The following is a 17,992-nucleotide window of genomic DNA, read 5'->3' as shown; positions in this document are numbered from 1 at the left end:
GCGACGTGCGTCGCCCCGCCCGGCGCGATATCACCCCTTGTTACCCGCCGGCCCCGGGGCCCTGCCCCCCCCGGGCGGGGCCGGGGGGGGCCGCCGCCCCGGTCCCCGGCGGCCGGCACAGATCGATCCCGGCCGCGCCATGCCGTGGGCGCCGGTGGCGCCCCGGCCTTTCGCCGGCCCTCGCCCTGACGGGCCGACGGCCCACCCCGCCCCGCCGGACGCGCGGCCTCCCATCAAGGGCGCGGGGCGGACCGGCCCCGCCCGTTCAGCCCTGTCCCGCCGGTGCCCGATCCTCGGCAGGGTCGACGACGACGCCGGCGTGGAACACGACGCCGTCGAGCACCTCCCGGACCCCGCGCCACCGGTCCAGCCGCGCCCCGGCGAAGGTCGCCTCGCCGTGGAACGACGCGCGCCCCTCGGACCCGCCCAGCCGGAAGGCGGCAGCGTCGAACGTGCTGTCGTCGAACCGGGTGGCGCCGTGGAACTGGGCGGCGGTGAAGTCCGCGTACCCCGCGTGGCAGCCGTGCAGGTCGAGGTCGAGCAGCGTCGCGCCACACAGCGACAGGGTCATGCCCGGCCAGTGCGTCGGCCCGTCGGGGGTGGCGGCCACCGGGCGCAGCCGCTCGGCGAGCAGCCGCTGCGCGTCGCGTCGCAGTGCCGTCTCCCCGGCCTCGGCGGGGCCCAGGTCGCCGCGTACGTCGAACGGCAGCGGCCCGCGCAGGTATCCGCAGACGGTGTCGACCACCCGTTGGCGCAGCTCCGGTCGCGCGTCGCCCAGCTCGCCGAGGGCGCGCAGCCCGGCGTGGCGGACGGCGGGGTCGCCGTCGCCGAGTTGCCGCGCGTAGGGCGACACGGATTCGTCCGGCACGAGCACACTCGTGCCGTCCGGCCCCGGCCGGGACGTCCAGCCGAGGGGCCAGCCCACCGGCTCGCCGGCCGCGCCGGCCCACTGTGCGCCGCTGAGGTCCACCGTGGGCTGGTCGAGTCGCACCGCCGCGCCGAACCGGGCGTCCCGGAACGTCGCCTCCCCACCGAACCGGGCCTTCCAGAACCAGGCCGGGCCACCGAAGCGGGCCTGCCGGAACGACGCGGTCCCGGCGAAGCGGGCCCCGTCCCCGCCTTCCTCCCAGCTCTGGTAGTCCCCCATCAGCACCGCGACGGGCCAGCCCGGGTCGTCCTCGTTCGGCTCGTCCCACGGCGCGGGTCGGACGTCCTCGATCGCGTCCCAGGCCGGATCGTCCTCCCACAGCTCGTCCTCGCCCCGCCCGAACCACGCCATGCCGGCGAAGTCCACCCGGTCGAAGCCGGCCGGTCCCCGGAACCGGGTACGCCCGAACGCCGCGTCGGCGGCGAACACCGCCCCGTCGAACCGGGCCTCGCCGTGGAAGAGCGCGCGGGTGAAGTCCGCGTCGCCGGTGAACCGGGCGCCGGCGAACGAGGTCGTACCGAGGAACCGCGTGTCGGCGAACCGGGCCCCGGCCAGCTCGCAGCCGCCGAGGTCCGCGTCCACCAGGGACGCCCCGGACAGGTCCACGGCGAGCCCCGGCGGCGTCGCGTCGCCCGCCCCGGCCGGGCGCAGCAGCCCGGCCAGCACCCGCAGCGCCGCCCGCCGCGCGTGGGCGTCCCCGCCGTCGGCGGCGCGGGGCGTACGCAGCCAGGCGCAGATCGCGTCAGCCACGTGCTGGCGCAGCGTCGGGTCGGTCGCGCCGAGGTCGGCCAGCCGCCGCAGGGCTTCCTCGCGCGCCGCGCCCGTCCCCTCCGCCACCTGCCGTGCGGCGACCCGGCACGCCTCGACGCCGGCCTCCTCGGTTGCCACGCGACCCTCCCAGCGGGGTGGCTGTCCCGCCACCCGGTACCCGCCGCCGGGACCGTTCCGGGGCGCGGGCGCAGGATAGCCGGGGGCGGTGACAAGTCGCCGCCTCTGGGATCAGGACGGACGTCCGCCAAACCTCCAGTCGTGCACCTCGATCTCGGCGTACCGGTCCGAGGTCAGCACGGCGCGCGCCTCGTCCGGGTCCGCCGCCCCGACCAGCACCGCCGTGCCCAGCCAGGTGGCGCCGTCATCGGACAGCAGCGGCCCGTACGCGATCAGGTCGTCCCGGTCGGGCGGCAGGTCCCGGTCGGCGGCCCGCCCCGCGCCGAGGCCGAGCACCAGGTACCGGTTGCCACCGCTCCGGCCACCGGGAAAGTCCCACATGGTGCGCCCCAGCGTGTTGTGCCAGCGGCGCAGCAGCACGTCACGGTACGCACCGGCCTGGTAGTTGGGCTCGTCGAAGGCGAATGCCCGGGCGGCGGCGGCATCGGGCAGGTCGACGATGTGCACGCTGCCGGTCGGCGTTTCCCCGTCGGGGGCGAAGGTCGGGCCGCGGGCGATCATCGCCGCCGCGTACCGGTCCATGTAGGACCAGTGTTCTTCCAGCAACTCGGTGCGCAGTGCCAGGGAATCACGCCGGTCGCGGTGGTAGCAGAAGAACTCCATGCCGCAGATCTTGATCTCCGTTTCGGACCGGTGCAAGTGTCGGCACCTCCGCCCCCATGCCACCGAGGGCGGTGCCCCGAAACCGGCTACGGGAACGGAGCGCACGCGCAGAGCCCCGGCCGTCGGCCGGGGCTCTGCCGGTCATGTGTCCTTACGCCGGGGAAAGACCTTCCGCGAAGTCGTAGAGGCTCTTGATGTCATTGTCGAAGTATGGACCGTCGAATTGTCCGTTGCCCGGATTGTCGCCGTGGCTCACGACGCTGTTGACGTATCCGAGGCCGTTCTGGTCGTTGTATTCCTGCAGCCAAGGGCCGCCGCTGGAGCCGTAGGTCATGTTGCACCACATCCGGATCTGCTGGCCGCCGGCGTACCACGTGCCACTCTGGCAGTAGTACTGGCTCTCCCCGCCGCCGAGGTTCGACGGGTAGCCGAGGGCGGTCATCAGGGAGATGTTGTAGCCCCAGTTCCAGCGCAGACCGTGGCCACCGACCGTGTCGACGACCTTCAGGCCCCAGTTACCGCCGTTGTGCATGATGGCGATGCCCATGTCCTCGTCGTAGCTGCTGTTGTTGATCCACGCGGTGCGGGCCGTGAGCTGGTAGGCCACGAACGTGCCGAACGGCCGCACACCGTCGCGGTACCGCGGCACGAACTGCCAGTTGCTGTACCACTGCCCGCCGCTGCCCTGGTGCACGCAGTGACCGGCGGTCATGACCAGCCGGCGCTTGCCGCTGGCGACGGCGCTCGCCGAGCAGGAGGCGGTACCGCCGCCGGGCATGGTGAAGTAGACCTTGCCGACGACCGCTGATTCGTTGAGCTGGATGCTGACGTCGTCGCCGCTGGCGACGCTCGGCGCCAGGGGCGCGACCGTGCCCGCCGGTCCGTCGGGCTTCGGCGCCCGGTTGGTCGACTCGGTGGCGCCTGGGCGCTTCGCGATGTCCAGGTCGACGGCGCTCGCCATCCGCTCCGGCGTCCAGAACGCGGCGACCTCCTTGGCGATCGCCGCGTTGGTGATCGCACGACCGTCACTGGTGCGGGCGGTGGTGGTGGTGTTGCCGTTCCTCTCGACTGTGGTCGGCTTCGCCTCGGCGACCGCCGGGGCGGTCACGACCAGCGCGAGCGCCAGGCTGGCCGTCGCGGACCAGCGTAGGGTTGTTTTCAAGTGTTCCCCCTTGTCCTGGGTGCTCCATTCGGGCCAGGGAAACGTATCGACTGATTTGCATTGATCACAAGATAATGGAATGGCAGGTAATTGACACTGACTCTTTGGCGACCGGGAACGTCAACAGCTCGACCGGCAGACAAACCGTGCGCAGTTCGAACAGAAGTCGCTATTGGCCGCGCAACTCCCAGCGCCCACGAACCCGTGCTCCCCGCCTGAGGACGCCCGCGGTTATCGAGAAATGGGAATTGCGATTCCCGCAACCAGTGGACTCCGCCCGCGAACCGGCGACGGCCGCACAACGTACCGGCCGATCCGGTCAGCGGGTCAGGCCGACCAGCGTCGCCAGGCGCGCCACGCCGGCCGGCGCCGGGCGACCCCGGGCAAGTTCGGCGATCACCGTACGCGCCAGAGGCCGGGCCCGGACCTCGGCGGGCGCGACGCCGTCCGCCTCGACCAGCATCCGCCCCGCCCCGCGCAGGTCACCGATCTGGAGGTACCCGCGCGCGGCGTCCACCAGGTACGCGGCCCGGTACTCGGCCGGCAGCCGCCGCCACCCCTCCCGCCGGATCGCCTGCTCGTGCCGGCGCACCGCCTCCCCGGCGTCCCCCGACTCGACCGCCGCGACCACCCGGGCCAACTCGACCGCGACCGGCCCGAAGCTGGTCCGGTACGGGTCGTCACCGGCCCCGACCCGGGCGGCGATGTCGGCGGCCCGGGCGGTCAACTCCCCGACCCGGCGGGTGTCGCCGCAGCCGGCGGCAGCCAGAGCGGCCTGAATCAGCAGGGCCCCGTGGACCATCGACGTCTCCGGCGTCGGTACGACGCGGCGCGCGGCGGCGACCGCCGCCGCCAGCGCCAACCGGTCCCGGCCCAGCGCGCGCAGCGCCTGCCCGATCGACACGACTGCCGACGCCGCCAGCACCGGGTCACCGCCCGCCACCCCCACCGCCCGGTCGGCGGCCAGCCACCCGAGGTCGGCCTCGCCGAGCTTCACCAGCACCGACGAGGTGATCCGGTAAGCCTGCACCAGCAGCTCCGGCGCGTGCGCGCGCAAGCCCTGGGCGGCGTCGAGCAGCCCTGGCAGCAGCCGCACCACCTGGGCGTAGTGCGCGTGCTGGTACGTCAGCCAGGCGTGCTCCAGATGCCGCTCGACCTCGCCTGCCGGCACCGGACGAACGGGCTCGCGGTCATAACGGGCGAGGGCGGCCCGGATGCCGTCCACCCCATCCGGCGGGCCGGCATCCGCCGACGGCGGCGGACGGTCCTCGCCGAGCAACACCAGCGGGTCGACCCGCAGCACCGCGGCGATCTCCTGGATGACCGGATACCGGTCCAGGGCGCGGACGCCCCGCTCGACCTTGTCCATCCAACTCTTGGACCTGCCGAGGCGGTCCGCGAGCATCTGCTGGGTCATCCGCCGCCGCACCCGCCAGCGCGCCACCCGACGACCGATCGGCTCGTCACCGCTGGTCACGCCGCCACCGCCGGTCCGGGACCGCCCGGGTGGTCTCCTCCACCGGTACGCGCTCCGCCTCGGCCTGGGCGAGCAGCCGTTTCTTGGCAGCCTCCCGCTCGGCCGCCTCGACCTGCTCGCCCCGACTTATCGTTGGCTCGTCGTTCTGCATCCGCACCTCCATCGACCGGGGGGCGCGGCGGTGGATCGGGAACACCGTCCTATCGCCGTCACCCACGATCATCGTGTGGGCGGCGATGGGTGTTGAGCAGTCAAAACGCGTCCGCTACGGCATCGCGGACAGGCCGAGTCGGTGGGCCGCCTCCGTCACCTCACGGGTGAGTTGTCGTGAGGCGGTGGCAACCGCGATGGTGTCAGCCGTCGCCAACGTTTCACGAGAGGCCGTCGTGTCTCCGGCCTGCGCCTGCGCCACGGCCAGATGCACCATGTTGCGGCCGTGCCAATCCGCGCCGCCAACCTCTTCGTTCACTCCCTCGACGCCGACCGTCAGCAACTCCAGTGCCCGGTCGTTGGCGCGGCTGTCGGTCGCGCCGAGATACCGCCACACGATGCCCTGCTGGACGGCAAAGAACGACGGCGTGTACCAGTAGCCCCACGGGGACAACGGTTCCTCCGCTGCCTGGGCCGACACGTCCGACGCCTCGGACAGGCAGGCGAGCACATCGGCAGCATCCGCTCCGGCCATGGCAAGACCTCTTGCCTCCTGCCCTGCGCAGTAGGCCCGCAATGCCGCGTTCACGGTCTCGTCTCGGCGCGCAGCCCGGGAAAGCCCGATCATCGCGCGCAGATCACGCCGCACTTCCGCCTGATGCCCCTGGAAGGACAGCACGGTAGCGACGAGATCCTTGTTGCCGGCCTCAGTCGCCCAGTGGAGAGCCCTCGCCTGCCACACCGTGGCCACACGGTCCTCGCCCCGCGCGATGCTCAGCCAGCCCGCGAACTGTGCCCACTGCGCAGCCACGTCCACGACTCCGGGCCGCACGTCGTACGGGGCGTCCCGCAGCAGGCAGGTAACGGTGTCGAGGTGGACACGGACCGGTGCCATGATCGGCCCGGATCCGATGGCGTCCTCCAGTCGGCGGTAACCAGCGAGCAGGCCGGCGAGCGCTTGTGCAGCGGCAGCATCGACCCGGCGGGGACGCGCCGTCACGTACGCGAGGCGTTCACCGCCATCGGGGGCATCGACGACCAGCCCCGCCAGCGCGCCCTGCGCCGCCAGCGCGTCATCGAGCCGGAGCGCCACGTCCACGGTGGGCTTGGTCTGCCCGATCTCCAACTGGTGGACGAGGCTCTTGCCGTGGTTGACGGCGGCGGCGAGCTGCCGCAGCGACATTCCGCGCGCCTCACGAAGCCGTCGCAGCTCAGCGGCGAACCGTGGGTCGACGATCGTCCTTGCGCGTGGGGGCACTGTCGCACTCCTACACTCAGGTCCGGCGATCAATACAGTCAGCTGCCCTGCAGTCATCGACCGTACTCCTACCGTGCGAGGAGAGGTACCGATGGCGCGTCGCCCCGCCGCAGCACCACCGACCTGAAACCGGACCAAGGTCAAACGCCAGATCAGCGCCTGATCTCACTGTCAGGACCCTGGGGCACTGTCCGACCATGGGTCAGAACAAGGCAAGAGCGCTGCGCGACCAGGCAGAGCTACGGACCGTCCTGTCCACGGTCCTTGACCTCGATCCGGACGCCGCAGGAATCGACTATCGGCTGGTCGGCACCAGTGCTGCTCTGTTACAGGGCGTCGAACTTCCCACCGGCGACGTCGACATCCTGGTCGCCTGGCGGGACGACGTCGACACCACGGCGGCTGCGCTTCAGAAGGGAATGACCGAACGCGGGGTGCAACCCGCACTGCAAGCATGGGTGCTTCGATCTGCGTCGCCATTGGAACACCGTCAGACACCCGGATCACGGTCAACCAGCCGACGCCCGCACCATCACCCTCCTCATTAGCCTGCTGCACTCGGCACGAGCGTCTCAGACCGGATTCCCTGTCTGGTGCGGCCCGATGTCATCGAAGCGACCAGCGGGCGGCAGTCGGGCCGTCGCCGTTCGTAGCAGACTCATCGGCCGGAGCAGGTGGCCGTCAGAGCGCCACGACCGCCGCCGTCTCGGCCGGCAGTTCGATCCGGTCCCGCATCACGGTGACCCCATCCCCCGTGGCCAGCAGCACCCGCCGCGCCACCCCCGGCAGCGTGACCCGCTGCGGCTTCGCGGCCAGGTTCGCCGCCACCAGCGTCTCCCCCCGGCGCATCACCAGGAAGTGGTCGCCATGGCGCGCCTCCACCCGGTTCAGCCGCGGGTCGGACAGGTCGGGGCGACTCTTGCGCAGCGCGATGAGCCGCCGGTGGAAGTCGTACATCTCGCGGTGTTCGGGCTTGTCCAGCTCGGCCCAGTCGAGGCGGGAGCGGACGAACGTCTGCGGGTCCTGCGGGTCCGGGACGTCCCCCTCCGGCCAGCCGTGCGCGGCGAACTCCCGCTTCCGGCCCGTCGCCACCGCCGTCGCCAGCTCCGGCTCCGGGTGGCTGGTGAAGAACTGCCACGGGGTGCTGGCCGCCCACTCCTCCCCCATGAACAGCATCGGCGTGAAGGGCGCGGTGAACAGCAGCGTCGCGCCCACCCGCAGCAGCCCCGGGGAGAGCGTGGCGGAGATCCGGTCGCCGGTGGCCCGGTTGCCGATCTGGTCGTGGTTCTGCAGGTACGCCACGAACCGGTGCCCAAGGGTGCGCTGCCGGTCCACCGGCCGCCCGTGGTGGCGGTTGCGGAAGCTGGACCAGGTGCCGGCGTGGAAGAAACCGCCGGTGAGCACGTCGGTGAGGCATTCCAGGGAGCCGAAGTCGCCGTAGTAGCCCTGCCGCTCGCCCGTGAGCAGGGTGTGCAGGGCGTGGTGGGCGTCGTCGTTCCACTGGGCGTGCAGGCCGTAGCCGCCGGCCTCCCGTGGGGTGATGAGCCGCGGGTCGTTGAGGTCGGACTCGGCGATCAGCGACAGCGGCCGGCCGAGGTGGGTGGCCAGCGACTCCACCTCCACGGCCACCTCCTCCAGCAGGTGGGTGGCGCGCGAGTCGGGCATGGCGTGCACGGCGTCGAGCCGCAGCCCGTCGACGTGGTAGTCACGCAGCCACATCAGCACGCTGTCGAGGATGTAGCGGCGGACGCCGTCGGAGTGCGGGCCGTCGAGGTTGACCGTGCGGCCCCAGGTGTTGCTCTGCTCGGTGAGGTACGGCGCGAACATCGGCGCGTAGGCCCCGGAGGGCCCGAAATGGTTGTAGACGACGTCGAGGATCACCCCCAGACCCTTGGCGTGGGCGGCGTCGACCAGTCGTTTCAGGCCGTCCGGCCCGCCGTAGGGCTGGTGCGGGGCATACCAGCAGACGCCGTCGTAGCCCCAGTTGTGCTCGCCGTTGAAGGCGTTGACCGGGAGCAGCTCGATCATGTCGACGCCGAGGTCGACCAGGTGGTCGAGACGGCCGATGGCGGCGTCGAAGGTGCCCTCCGGGGTGAAGGTGCCGACGTGCAGCTCGTAGAGGACGCTGCCGGGCAGTTGCCGCCCGGTCCAGGCGTGGTCGGTCCACTCGAACGCCGCGTGGTCGTAGAGCCGGCTCGGCCCGTGCACCCCCGCCGGCTGCCAGGCCGACCGGGGGTCGGGCAGCGCCCGCTCGTCGTCGTCGAGGAGGAAGGCGTAGTCGGTGCCGGGGCCGGTGGCGGGCACCTCGACCCGCCACCAGCCGCCGGGACCGGAACGCATCTCGTGGTCGGCGACGCCGGGCAGGCGCAGCCGGACCCGGGCGGCCTGCGGCGCCCACACCGCGAATTCGGTCATCAGGCAGCCTCCACGGACTCGGGGGTGGGAGCCAGCAGCGCGACGGGGTAGGTGGCCAGCAGGTCGGCCAGACAGGTCTCCCCGCCACTGTAGACCCGGCCGGTGAACAGGTCGGTTAACTCGTGAACGGGAAGTGACAGGACCGTGTCGTCCCAGCCACCGGCGCGGGCCAGGCCGAGCGGCAGCCGGGTGGCGACCGCGACCGCGCCGCCCCGGTCGAAGGCCACCGCGTGCCGCCCGGCGCGCCCGTGCGCGGGCACCGGCCGGTAGCCGGTGAACAGCTCCGGGCGGTCCCGGCGCAGCCGCAGGGTCCGCGACACCACCAGCAGCTTCGCCGCCCCGCCGGCGTCGACCGGCGGAAGCGGGCCGCCGTCGAGGTCGGCGAGCAGCTGCCGGCGTACGGCGAAGTCGACCGGACGGCGGTTGTCGGGGTCGACGAGGGAGTTGTCCCACAGCTCGGTGCCCTGGTAGGTGTCCGGCACCCCGGGCATGGCGAGCTGCACCAGCTTCTGCCCCAGCGAGTTGGACCAGCCGGCGGGGGTGATCTCGGCGGCGAACGCGGTCAGCTCGGCGCGCAGCTGCGGGTCGTCGTACATCGCGTCGACCACGGCGTGCATGGCCCGCTCGAAGGCGTGGTCGGGGTCGGCCCAGCTCGTGGCGGCCGACGCCTCCCGGGCGGCCTTCTCGGCGTACGCGTGCAGCCGCTCCCGCCCGATCGGCCAGGCGCCGACGGCGGTCTGCCAGAGCAGGTGCGCGAAGGCCGGGTCGGGCAGCGGCGCGCGGGCCGTCCACCGCGTGACCAGGTCGGCCCAGCGCCCCGGCAGTTCGCTGAGCACCGCGAGCCGGGCGCGGACGTCCTCGGAGCGCTTGGTGTCGTGGGTGGAGAGGGTGGTCATGCTCGCCGGCCAGCGCACCTGCCGGGCGGCGGCGAAGCGGTGGAACTCCGCCGGCGGCGTGCCGAAGTGGGCGGGGCTGCCGCCGACCTCGTTGCGGGCGACGAAGCGGCTCCACCGGTAGAAGGCGGTGTCCTCCACGCCCTTGGCCATCACCGCGCCGGTGAACTGCGGGAAGCGCCTCGCCAGTTCGTCGTCCGGGTCCCGCAGCCGGCGGGTGACCGCGTCGAGCGCGCCGGCCAGGTCGGGGCGGCGGCGGCCGGCCTCGGCGCGGGCGGCGGCCAGGTGCCGGCCGCCCTCGGGCGGATAGCCCCGGTAGACGGGGAACGCGGCAGCCAGCTCGGCCAGCGCCGCGCGGCCCGCCTCGCGGTCGATGTCGGGGGCGAGCGCGGCCAGCCGGGTGAGCTCGGCCGACAGCAGCCGGGTGGCGGCGGCGAGCTTCGTGTCGTGGGTGAGGTCCTCCCAGGAGGTGTGCCGGCCGGTCAACCGGGTGTCGAGGGCGGTGAAGTCGGCCTCCGCGTCGGCGTCGACGAAGAGCCCGCAGACGGCGGCGAGGGCGTCGTAGCCGGTGGTGCCGTCCACCGGCCAGTCCGGCAGCTCCTCGCCGTACTCCAGGATCTTCTCCACCACCAGCCAGGCCGCGGGGGCGGCGGCGCGCAACCGGGCCAGGTAGCCGGCCGGGTCGCGCAGCCCGTCCGGGTGGTCGACGCGGATGCCGTCGACCTCGCCGGTTGCCGCCCAGCGCAGGACCAGCTCGTGGGTGGCGGCGAAGACCGCCGGGTCCTCCACCCGCAGCCCGGCGAGGTCGGAGACGGCGAAGAACCGGCGGTACGTCAGCTCGGCGTCGCCGCGCCGCCAGGAGACCAGCTCGTAGTGCTGCCGGTCGTGCACCTCGCGGGCGCTGCCGGCGCCAGTGCCGTCGGCGACCGGGAAGCGATGCTCGTGGTAGCGCAGCTCGCCGTCGGCGAGCTTGAGGTCGTCGAGGGCGTCCGGGGCGTCGGCCAGCACCGGCAGCAGCAGCCGGCCGGCGTCCCAGTCGATGTCGAACCAGCCGGCGTACGCCGACTCGCGGCCCCGGCGCAGCACGTCCCACCAGGCGGGGTTGGCGGCGGGCACGGCCACCCCGGCGTGGTTGGGCACGATGTCCACGACCAGGCCGAGGCCGGCCGCCCGCAGGGCGCGCAGCAGCCGCCGCCGGCCCGCCTCGCCGCCCAGCTCCGGGTTGACCGCCCGGTGGTCGACCACGTCGTAGCCGTGCGCGGAGCCGGGGGTGGCGGTCAGCAGGGGCGCGCTGTAGAGGTGGGTGACGCCCAGGTCGGCCAGGTAGTCGGCGAGGCCGGCGGTGGCGTCCAGGTCGAAGCCGGGGCGGACCTGCACCCGGTAGGTGGCGCCGACCCGGGACGCGGCCGGTCGAGGGGTGGTCGACATGTCAGGCCGTCCTCTCCAGCACCACGACGCACCGGTCCGGCACGCCGAGGACGCCGCCCGCCTCGACCACGGTGGTCTTCTCCGGTTCCGGTTCCGCCGTGCTGATCACCAGCTCCCAGCGTCGGCCGAACTCGGGCCCGGGCACGGTGAAGTCCAGCGGCGCGTCGTGGGCGTTGAAGCAGAGCAGGAAGGAGCTGTCCAGGTGGCGCTGGCCGTACTGGCCGCGCTCGCGGATGCCCTCGCCGTTGACGAAGAGCGCGACGGAGCGGCCGAAGTCGTTGCCCCAGTCCTCGCCGGTCATCTCCCGCCCGTCGGGGGTGTACCAGGCCAGGTCGGGCAGGGGCTCGTCGACCAGCCGGGAACGCACCGGCAGGCCCGTGAAGAAGCGGCGGCGGCGGAACACCTGGTGGCGACGGCGGAAGGCGACCAGCTTGCGGGTGAACCCCAGCAGGTCGGCGTCGGCGTGCTCCCAGTCGACCCACGCCAGCTCGCTGTCCTGGCAGTACGCGTTGTTGTTGCCGCGCTGGGTGCGGCCCAGCTCGTCGCCGTGGCCGATCATCGGCACGCCCTGGGAGAGCACCAGGGTGGCCAGGAAGTTGCGCCGCTGCCGGGCCCGCAGGGCCAGCACGGCCGGGTCGTCGGTGTCCCCCTCGACCCCGCAGTTCCACGACCGGTTGTGGCTCTCGCCGTCCCGGTTCTCCTCCCCGTTGGCCTCGTTGTGCTTGTCGTCGTACGACACCAGGTCGGTGAGGGTGAACCCGTCGTGGCAGGTGACGAAGTTGATGCTGTGGAACGGTCGACGCCCGTCGTCCTGGTAGAGGTCGGCGGAGCCGGAGATGCGGGACGCGAACTCGGCCAGGGTGGCCGGTTCGCCGCGCCAGAAGTCGCGCACGGTGTCGCGGTACTTGCCGTTCCACTCGGTCCACACCGGCGGGAAGTTGCCCACCTGGTAGCCGCCGGGGCCGACGTCCCACGGCTCGGCGATCAGCTTGACCTGGCTGACCACCGGGTCCTGCTGCACCACCTCGAAGAAGGTGGAGAGGCGGTCGACCTCGTAGAACTCGCGGGCCAGGGTCGCGGCGAGGTCGAAGCGGAAGCCGTCGACGTGCATCTCGGTCACCCAGTAACGCAGCGAATCCATGATCAGCTGGAGCGAGTGCGGGCTGCGCACGTTGAGGCTGTTGCCGGTGCCGGTGTAGTCGACGTAGTGGCGTCGATCCTCCTCGCTCAGCCGGTAGTAGCTGGGGTTGTCGACGCCCTTGAAGCTCAGCGTCGGGCCGAGGTGGTTGCCCTCGGCGGTGTGGTTGTAGACCACGTCGAGGATGACCTCGATCCCGGCGGCGTGCAGCGCCTTGACCATGCCCCGGAACTCCTGCACCTGCTGGCCCAGGCGGCCCCACGCGGAGTAGCCGTGGTGCGGGGCGAAGAAGCCGATGGTGTTGTAGCCCCAGTAGTTGCGCAGCCCCAGGTCCGCGAGGCGGTGGTCGTGCACGAACTGGTGCACGGGCATCAGCTCGACGGCGGTCACCCCGAGCGTCGTCAGGTGCTCGATCATCGGCGGGGACGCCAGGCCGGCGTACGTGCCGCGCAGCTCCTCGGGGATGTCGGGGTGGCGCATGGTCAGGCCGCGCACGTGCGCCTCGTAGATCACCGAGTGGTGGTACGGGGTGCGCGGCGGCTTGTCGTTGCCCCAGTCGAAGTACGGGTTGACCACCACCGACTTCGGCACGAACGGCGCGGAGTCGGCGGTGTTCATCCGCTCCGGGTCGCCGTGCTCGTAGTCGTAGACCGCCGGGTCCCACCGCACGTCGCCGTCGACCGCCTTGGCGTACGGGTCGAGCAGCAGCTTGTGCGGGTTGCAGCGCAGCCCGTTCGCGGGGTCGTACGGCCCGTGCACGCGGTAGCCGTACCGCTGCCCCGGCTCGACACCCGGGATGTACGCGTGCCAGACGTAGGCGTCGACCTCGCGCAGCTCGACGCGCCGTTCCGCCCCGGGCTCCCCCTCGTCGAACAGGCACAGCTCGACCCGCTCGGCCACCTCGGAGAAGATCGCGAAGTTGGTGCCCATCCCGTCGTGGGTGGCCCCCAGGGGATACCGCTCACCCGGCCAGACCTGCATGTCGCTCCTTCGGCCAAAGATCATGAGCGCGCACCGCACCATGAGCGCACCACACGGCGGGGGCCGGGCGGCGCGCGTGCGGGTATTGCCCCGCGGGTTCGGCCACCAATCCACCCGATCGGCGGATGACCGGGATCCACCCGACCGATACCGCCGGCGCACACCGCCGCACGGACCGAGCGCCGCGGTTACGATCTTGCATCCGCACTGGTCACGGTGTTGATCATCGGACAGACTCGCAGGACCCGGCTGGGACGAGGTCCGAGGGGGATGTACGTGCGGATTCTCCTGGTGGAAGACGACCTACGCGTGGCGTCTGCCCTCACCAACGCCCTGCGCCGCCGGGGATACGAGGTGGTGCCGGCGCTGACGGCCGCCGAAGCGATCCAGGCCGACCCGGTCGACCTGGTCCTGCTGGACCTCAACCTGCCCGACCGGGACGGCCTGGAGGTGTGCCGGCGGCTTCGTCAGGCCGACGAGGACGTCGCCATCATCGCGGTCAGCGCCCGTGCCGAGGAGTACGACCGGGTGGCCGGCCTGCGGGCCGGCGCCGACGACTACGTCGTCAAGCCGTTCTCGATGGTGGAGTTGCAGGCCCGCATCGAGGCGGTGATGCGGCGTACCGTCCGCAGCGCCCGGACCACGAGCCAGTTGCGGGTCGGCACGCTACGCATCGACGTCGACGCCCGGCGGGTCTGGGTGGGCGACCGGGAGGTCAGCCTGGCCCGCAAGGAGTTCGACCTGCTGGTGGCGCTGGCCCGGCAGGCCGGCGCGGTGGTGCCCCGGGACCGGTTGCAGTTGGACGTCTGGCAGACCACCTGGGGGACCCGGCACAACCTCGACGTGCACGTCGCGGCCCTGCGGGGCAAGCTCGACGACGCCGGCCTGGTCGAGACGGTCCGGGGCGTCGGCTACCGGCTGCGCGCGGGATGACGACGGCCGGTGAGCGACCGGGGTGTCCGCGACCGCCCGCCGACGTCGGTGAACGGGTCGAAAACCTCAGCTGATCCTCAAGAAACGCAGGGTGTGGGCCAACGGTGGGCCGAGTGCGGGTGTGCTGGGCGCACCCCAGCCATCCCTCCTGTTTGGAGATCGGTTTGAGATACAGACGGACAACGGCCGGTGTGTTCTCCGCCCTGCTCGCCGCCACCCTCGTGGCGACGGCGGTGCCCGGGCAGGCGCACGGGCAGCCGAGCGCGGCCCTGCAGCAGGCGGAGCCGAACCAGGTGCAGGGCCTCACGGTCGTGCAGGGCGACGGGTACGCCACGCTGGCGTGGACCCGGGTAGAAGGGGCCACCGACTACCAGATCGAGCGGACCCCGCTGGCCGGGGACGGCACGCCCGGCACGCCGGTGATCGTCGGTGTCTGGCGCCCGAACCGCCAGGTCAACAACACCGCGCCGACCTTCGCCGACGCGGGCTTCGTACCGGGCAACGGCTTCCAGTGGCGGGTCCGGGCCCGGTTCGGCACCGAGGCCCAGCCCTACTCGGCGCCGGTCAGCGGCACCACCAGGGCCCACTGGGGCGACCCGGCCGTCCCGGGTGAGAACCTTCGCACCCAGTGGGAGAACACGCTGGGCGCCCAGTACACCAGCGACGTCAACGAGTACGCGTACACCGCCGCGATCGACAACGCCAGCGACCGCGTTCGCGTGGTGGAGATCGGCCGCACCGTCCAGGACCGGCCGATCAACATGCTGGTCATCGGCTACCCCAAGCCGCCGGCGACGCCGGAGGCCGTGGCCGCGACCAACCCCCTCATGGTCAACTGCAACGTGCACGGCAACGAGCCGGGCGACCGCGAGGCCTGCCTGATCATGGCCCGGCAGTTGGCCTTCACCAAGGACAGCAGGACCCTCGACCTGCTGTCGAAGACCACCATGCTGATCGTGCCGACGCTCAACGGCGACGGGCGGGCCGCCAACACCCGCGGCAACTCCACCGGTCAGGACCTGAACCGGGACCACTCGCTGATCCGCCAGCCGGAGACCCTCTCCCTCGCCGAGATGGTCCGCGACTACCGGCCGATCGCCGGCTACGACGGCCACGAGTACGGCAACACCAACGCCGGTGACCTGCCGATGCTGCCGCCCCGGCACCAGAACGTGGCGCAGGGAATCTTCGACGAGTCGCAGGAGATGATCGAAGGTCACATGTACGCCCAGGGCGCCCAGGACGGCTGGTGGGCGTGCCCGTACGGCTGCACCTCCAACGCCACGGTGGGCCTGAGCGAAGAGACCATCCTGCGTAACACCCTCGGCCTGAAGAACGTCGTCAACTCCCTGCTGGAGCTGCGCAGCTCCGGTGGCCCGACGCGGCCCGACGAGAGCAACACCGCGAACAACCGCCGGCGCAAGACGTACTCCGCGCTGTGGACGTTCAACGAGTTCTTCAGGTACCACGGCGCCAACGTCAAGGACATCACCAAGGCCCGCGCCGAGGCGATCACGTTCCAGTCCGCCAACGAGGGACGGATCGTGTTCCGGGGCTCCCGGAAGATCGAGGCCTACCCCGCCCCGCACCCGGGTGAGGCCCCGCCGCCCGTGGACGCCCCCACCCCGGAGCGGATCCTCGAGCAGCCGCCGTGCGCGTACAAGCTGACCGAGGAGCAGTACCACGGTGAGCGGACCGACGGCCCGACCGGCAAGCGCACCACGGCGGCCCAGCGCATCGCCGCCCACGGCTGGAAGGTGATCAAGGTCGCCGACGGCTACCTGGTTCCGCTGTCCCAGCCGCAGCGGGGCCTGATCCCGCTGCTGCTCGACGAGCAGGCCGTCGAGGGCCTGGTCGCCGGCGAGCGGATCGCCCCCACCCTGACCGGCACCCACAACGGCACGCTGGTCGTCTCCGGCGTCGCCTGCCTGGACGGGGCCACCGTCCGGGGTTCGATCCAGGTGCGGCCCGGCGCCACGCTGATCGTCAACGGCAGCTCGATCGACGGTCCGGTGAACGCCACCGGCGCCGCCGGGGTCGTCATGACCGACAGCACGGTCGAGGGTCCGGTGCGCGCCACCGGCACCAACGGCCCGGTCGTCCTGGTCGGCAACGAGGTGACCGGGCCGGTCAGCGTGACCGGCAGCACGGGCGTGGCCCCGCTGGTGGCCGGCAACACCGTCAACGGTCCGCTGGCCTGCGCCGGCAACTCCCCCGAGCCGATGAACATGGAGGTCACCAACTCCGTACGGGGTCCGAACGTCGGCCAGTGCGCGCTTCTGTGACCTGCTGAGTTCCGCCCGAACGTGGTGCCGGCAGGCCTCCCGCCGACCTGCCGGCACCACCCGTACCCGTTCCGAAGTGGAGAAGACCGTGCCCGACACCCTCACCCCGGGGCCGTGCTCCGGAAACCGGTCCCGGGTCGCCCGCCGCCGGCGGGCGGTGGCCGGGGCTGCTCTGGCCCTCCTGGTCGCGGTGACCGGGTGCACCAGTTCGCAGCAGGAGAGGTCCGCCGCGACGGACCGCACCGGCGACGCCACACCGGTCGCGGTCACCGGACCGCTGTGCGACGTGCTGCCCTCGGGGACCGAGCCGGGTAGTCCGGGCTCGCTGGTGGGCCAGTCGCCCGACCAGGCCCTCACCTGGATTCCCGTGCTCACCACGTTCGAGGCGGCGGTCCGGGCCACCGGGATGGCCGAGGAGTTGTCCGCCGCCGGTGGGCTGACCATCCTCGCCCCGACCGACGACGCCTTCCGGGCCAAGTTCTCCACCGCCAACCTGGACCACCTGCTGCTCAAGGACACCGACACGCTGCGGGGGCTGCTGAAGGAGCACCTGGTCGGCGGGGCGCGCTCGGCCGCCGAACTGGTGGCCGCCGGCTCCGTCACCACCCTCGCGGGCACCACCCTCGCCGTCACCGCGGCCGGACCGGGGGCCCGGCTGGCCGACCGGGCCGAGACGGTCTGCGCGGACTACCGGGCCGCCGGCGCCCGGATCCACGTGATCAACAAGGTGCTCGGAAGCCTGCCGGACACCGCCCGCGAGGAGGACGACTACCACTGAGCGGTCCGACGGCTCCGAGCCGGCCCACGACACCGGCCGCCGACCCCGCACCCGGGGTTCGGCGGCCGGTGTCGTCGGTGGCGCCCGCGTCGACGCTCGCCGCGCATGCTCGGCTACCCATCCACCCTTCGGCGGTTGTGCGTTTCCACCCTTCGGTGGTGCCCGGAATCCACCCGACTGATACGGGTCGGAGCTGCGGGTGTCCTCCGTCACCTTGGCCCTTTTCGAGATGCGGGATCGGGCTCGATGCCCTTTGCTTGTTCACGGGACGCGCCCGCGCGTCTCCCCTCGGCCCCTCGGCCACCCCCACCACTGTCTCGCCGCCACCGCTGCCGGCGCGCACCTTCATGCATGGACGGAGATTGATGTGACGACCCTGCGGGTCGGCGAGCAGCCCACCACCTCCCCGGGTCGGGTCCACCGGCCCACCCTCACCTCCCGGCCCCAGGTCCCGGCGCACGCCGGGCCGGGCACGCCCCCGCAGACCCGCCGCATCCTGATGCTCTCCTGGGAGTACCCACCCGTGCTCGTGGGCGGGCTCGGCCGGCACGTGCACGCCCTGTCGGTGGCCCTGGCCGCCGCCGGGCACGAGGTCACCGTCGTCACCCGGCACGC

Annotated in this window: 14 protein-coding genes; 5 read left to right on the top strand and 9 right to left on the bottom strand. The window is 72.6% G+C overall.

Going from position 1 to position 17,992, the window contains the following annotated elements; translation table 11 throughout:
- Positions 1–265 precede the first annotated feature (265 nt).
- From ABZ793_RS33165 to ABZ793_RS33140, 6 genes are all read right to left on the bottom strand, one after another.
- Entirely contained in the window at positions 266–1,816 is a 1,551-nt protein-coding gene (locus ABZ793_RS33165) for a pentapeptide repeat-containing protein (protein WP_357464676.1), read from the bottom strand.
- A gap of 111 nt (positions 1,817–1,927) precedes the next feature.
- Entirely contained in the window at positions 1,928–2,479 is a 552-nt protein-coding gene (locus tag ABZ793_RS33160; RefSeq protein ID WP_357464678.1) for a YciI family protein, read from the bottom strand.
- 151 nt (positions 2,480–2,630) lie between these two features.
- Positions 2,631–3,641, bottom strand: a complete 1,011-nt coding sequence (locus ABZ793_RS33155; protein ID WP_357464674.1) for a hypothetical protein — start codon at positions 3,639–3,641, stop codon at positions 2,631–2,633.
- A gap of 319 nt (positions 3,642–3,960) precedes the next feature.
- Positions 3,961–5,118, bottom strand: coding sequence for a helix-turn-helix domain-containing protein (locus tag ABZ793_RS33150; protein ID WP_357464672.1), 1,158 nt, complete (start codon positions 5,116–5,118; stop codon positions 3,961–3,963).
- The gene (locus ABZ793_RS33145) at positions 5,105–5,269 is read right to left on the bottom strand and encodes a hypothetical protein (protein WP_357464670.1); all 165 of its coding nucleotides are present in this window, start codon (positions 5,267–5,269) and stop codon (positions 5,105–5,107) included. Before ABZ793_RS33145 ends, ABZ793_RS33150 begins: the two co-directional genes overlap by 14 nt.
- A 114-nt stretch (positions 5,270–5,383) precedes the next feature.
- Positions 5,384–6,583 (bottom strand): helix-turn-helix transcriptional regulator, encoded by a 1,200-nt coding sequence (locus tag ABZ793_RS33140; protein WP_357464668.1) that lies wholly within the window; start codon positions 6,581–6,583, stop codon positions 5,384–5,386.
- Between the two features lie 140 nt (positions 6,584–6,723).
- On the opposite strand from ABZ793_RS33140, the gene ABZ793_RS33135 reads away from it, so the two are divergent.
- On the top strand, positions 6,724–7,074 hold the full coding sequence (locus ABZ793_RS33135; RefSeq protein ID WP_357464666.1) for a hypothetical protein: 351 nt from the start codon (positions 6,724–6,726) through the stop codon (positions 7,072–7,074).
- A 133-nt stretch (positions 7,075–7,207) separates the two neighbouring features.
- Here ABZ793_RS33135 and treZ read toward each other — a convergent pair whose 3' ends face one another.
- Genes treZ through glgX form a run of 3 tightly spaced genes read right to left on the bottom strand, consistent with a single transcriptional unit; the run spans position 7,208 to position 13,381 of the window.
- Complete coding sequence (treZ, locus tag ABZ793_RS33130; RefSeq protein WP_357464664.1) at positions 7,208–8,941, bottom strand: malto-oligosyltrehalose trehalohydrolase; 1,734 nt, start codon at positions 8,939–8,941, stop codon at positions 7,208–7,210.
- Positions 8,941–11,262 carry a malto-oligosyltrehalose synthase gene (gene treY / locus ABZ793_RS33125; protein ID WP_357464662.1) on the bottom strand — a complete coding sequence of 774 codons (2,322 nt, stop codon included), beginning with the start codon at positions 11,260–11,262 and terminating at the stop codon, positions 8,941–8,943. Before treY ends, treZ begins: the two co-directional genes overlap by 1 nt.
- 1 nt (position 11,263) lies before the next feature.
- A complete protein-coding gene (glgX, locus tag ABZ793_RS33120) occupies positions 11,264–13,381 on the bottom strand; it encodes a glycogen debranching protein GlgX (RefSeq protein WP_357464660.1) in 2,118 nt (705 codons plus the stop codon).
- A gap of 270 nt (positions 13,382–13,651) precedes the next feature.
- Here glgX and ABZ793_RS33115 point away from each other — a divergent pair, with 270 nt between their 5' ends.
- The 4 genes from ABZ793_RS33115 to ABZ793_RS33100 all read left to right on the top strand — a co-directional run.
- On the top strand, positions 13,652–14,314 hold the full coding sequence (locus ABZ793_RS33115) for a response regulator transcription factor (protein WP_357464658.1): 663 nt from the start codon (positions 13,652–13,654) through the stop codon (positions 14,312–14,314).
- A gap of 164 nt (positions 14,315–14,478) precedes the next feature.
- A complete protein-coding gene (locus ABZ793_RS33110) occupies positions 14,479–16,599 on the top strand; it encodes a M14 family metallocarboxypeptidase (protein ID WP_357464656.1) in 2,121 nt (706 codons plus the stop codon).
- A gap of 76 nt (positions 16,600–16,675) precedes the next feature.
- On the top strand, positions 16,676–17,377 hold the full coding sequence (locus ABZ793_RS33105) for a fasciclin domain-containing protein (protein ID WP_357464654.1): 702 nt from the start codon (positions 16,676–16,678) through the stop codon (positions 17,375–17,377).
- 367 nt (positions 17,378–17,744) lie between these two features.
- The coding region (locus ABZ793_RS33100) for a glycogen/starch synthase (RefSeq protein WP_357464652.1) at positions 17,745–17,992 on the top strand (248 nt) is incomplete at its 3' end.

The sequence above is a fragment of the Micromonospora sp. NPDC047465 genome, assembly GCF_040643125.1.
Classification (GTDB): domain Bacteria; phylum Actinomycetota; class Actinomycetes; order Mycobacteriales; family Micromonosporaceae; genus Micromonospora.
This window is presented reverse-complemented; position numbering and strand designations above follow the sequence as displayed.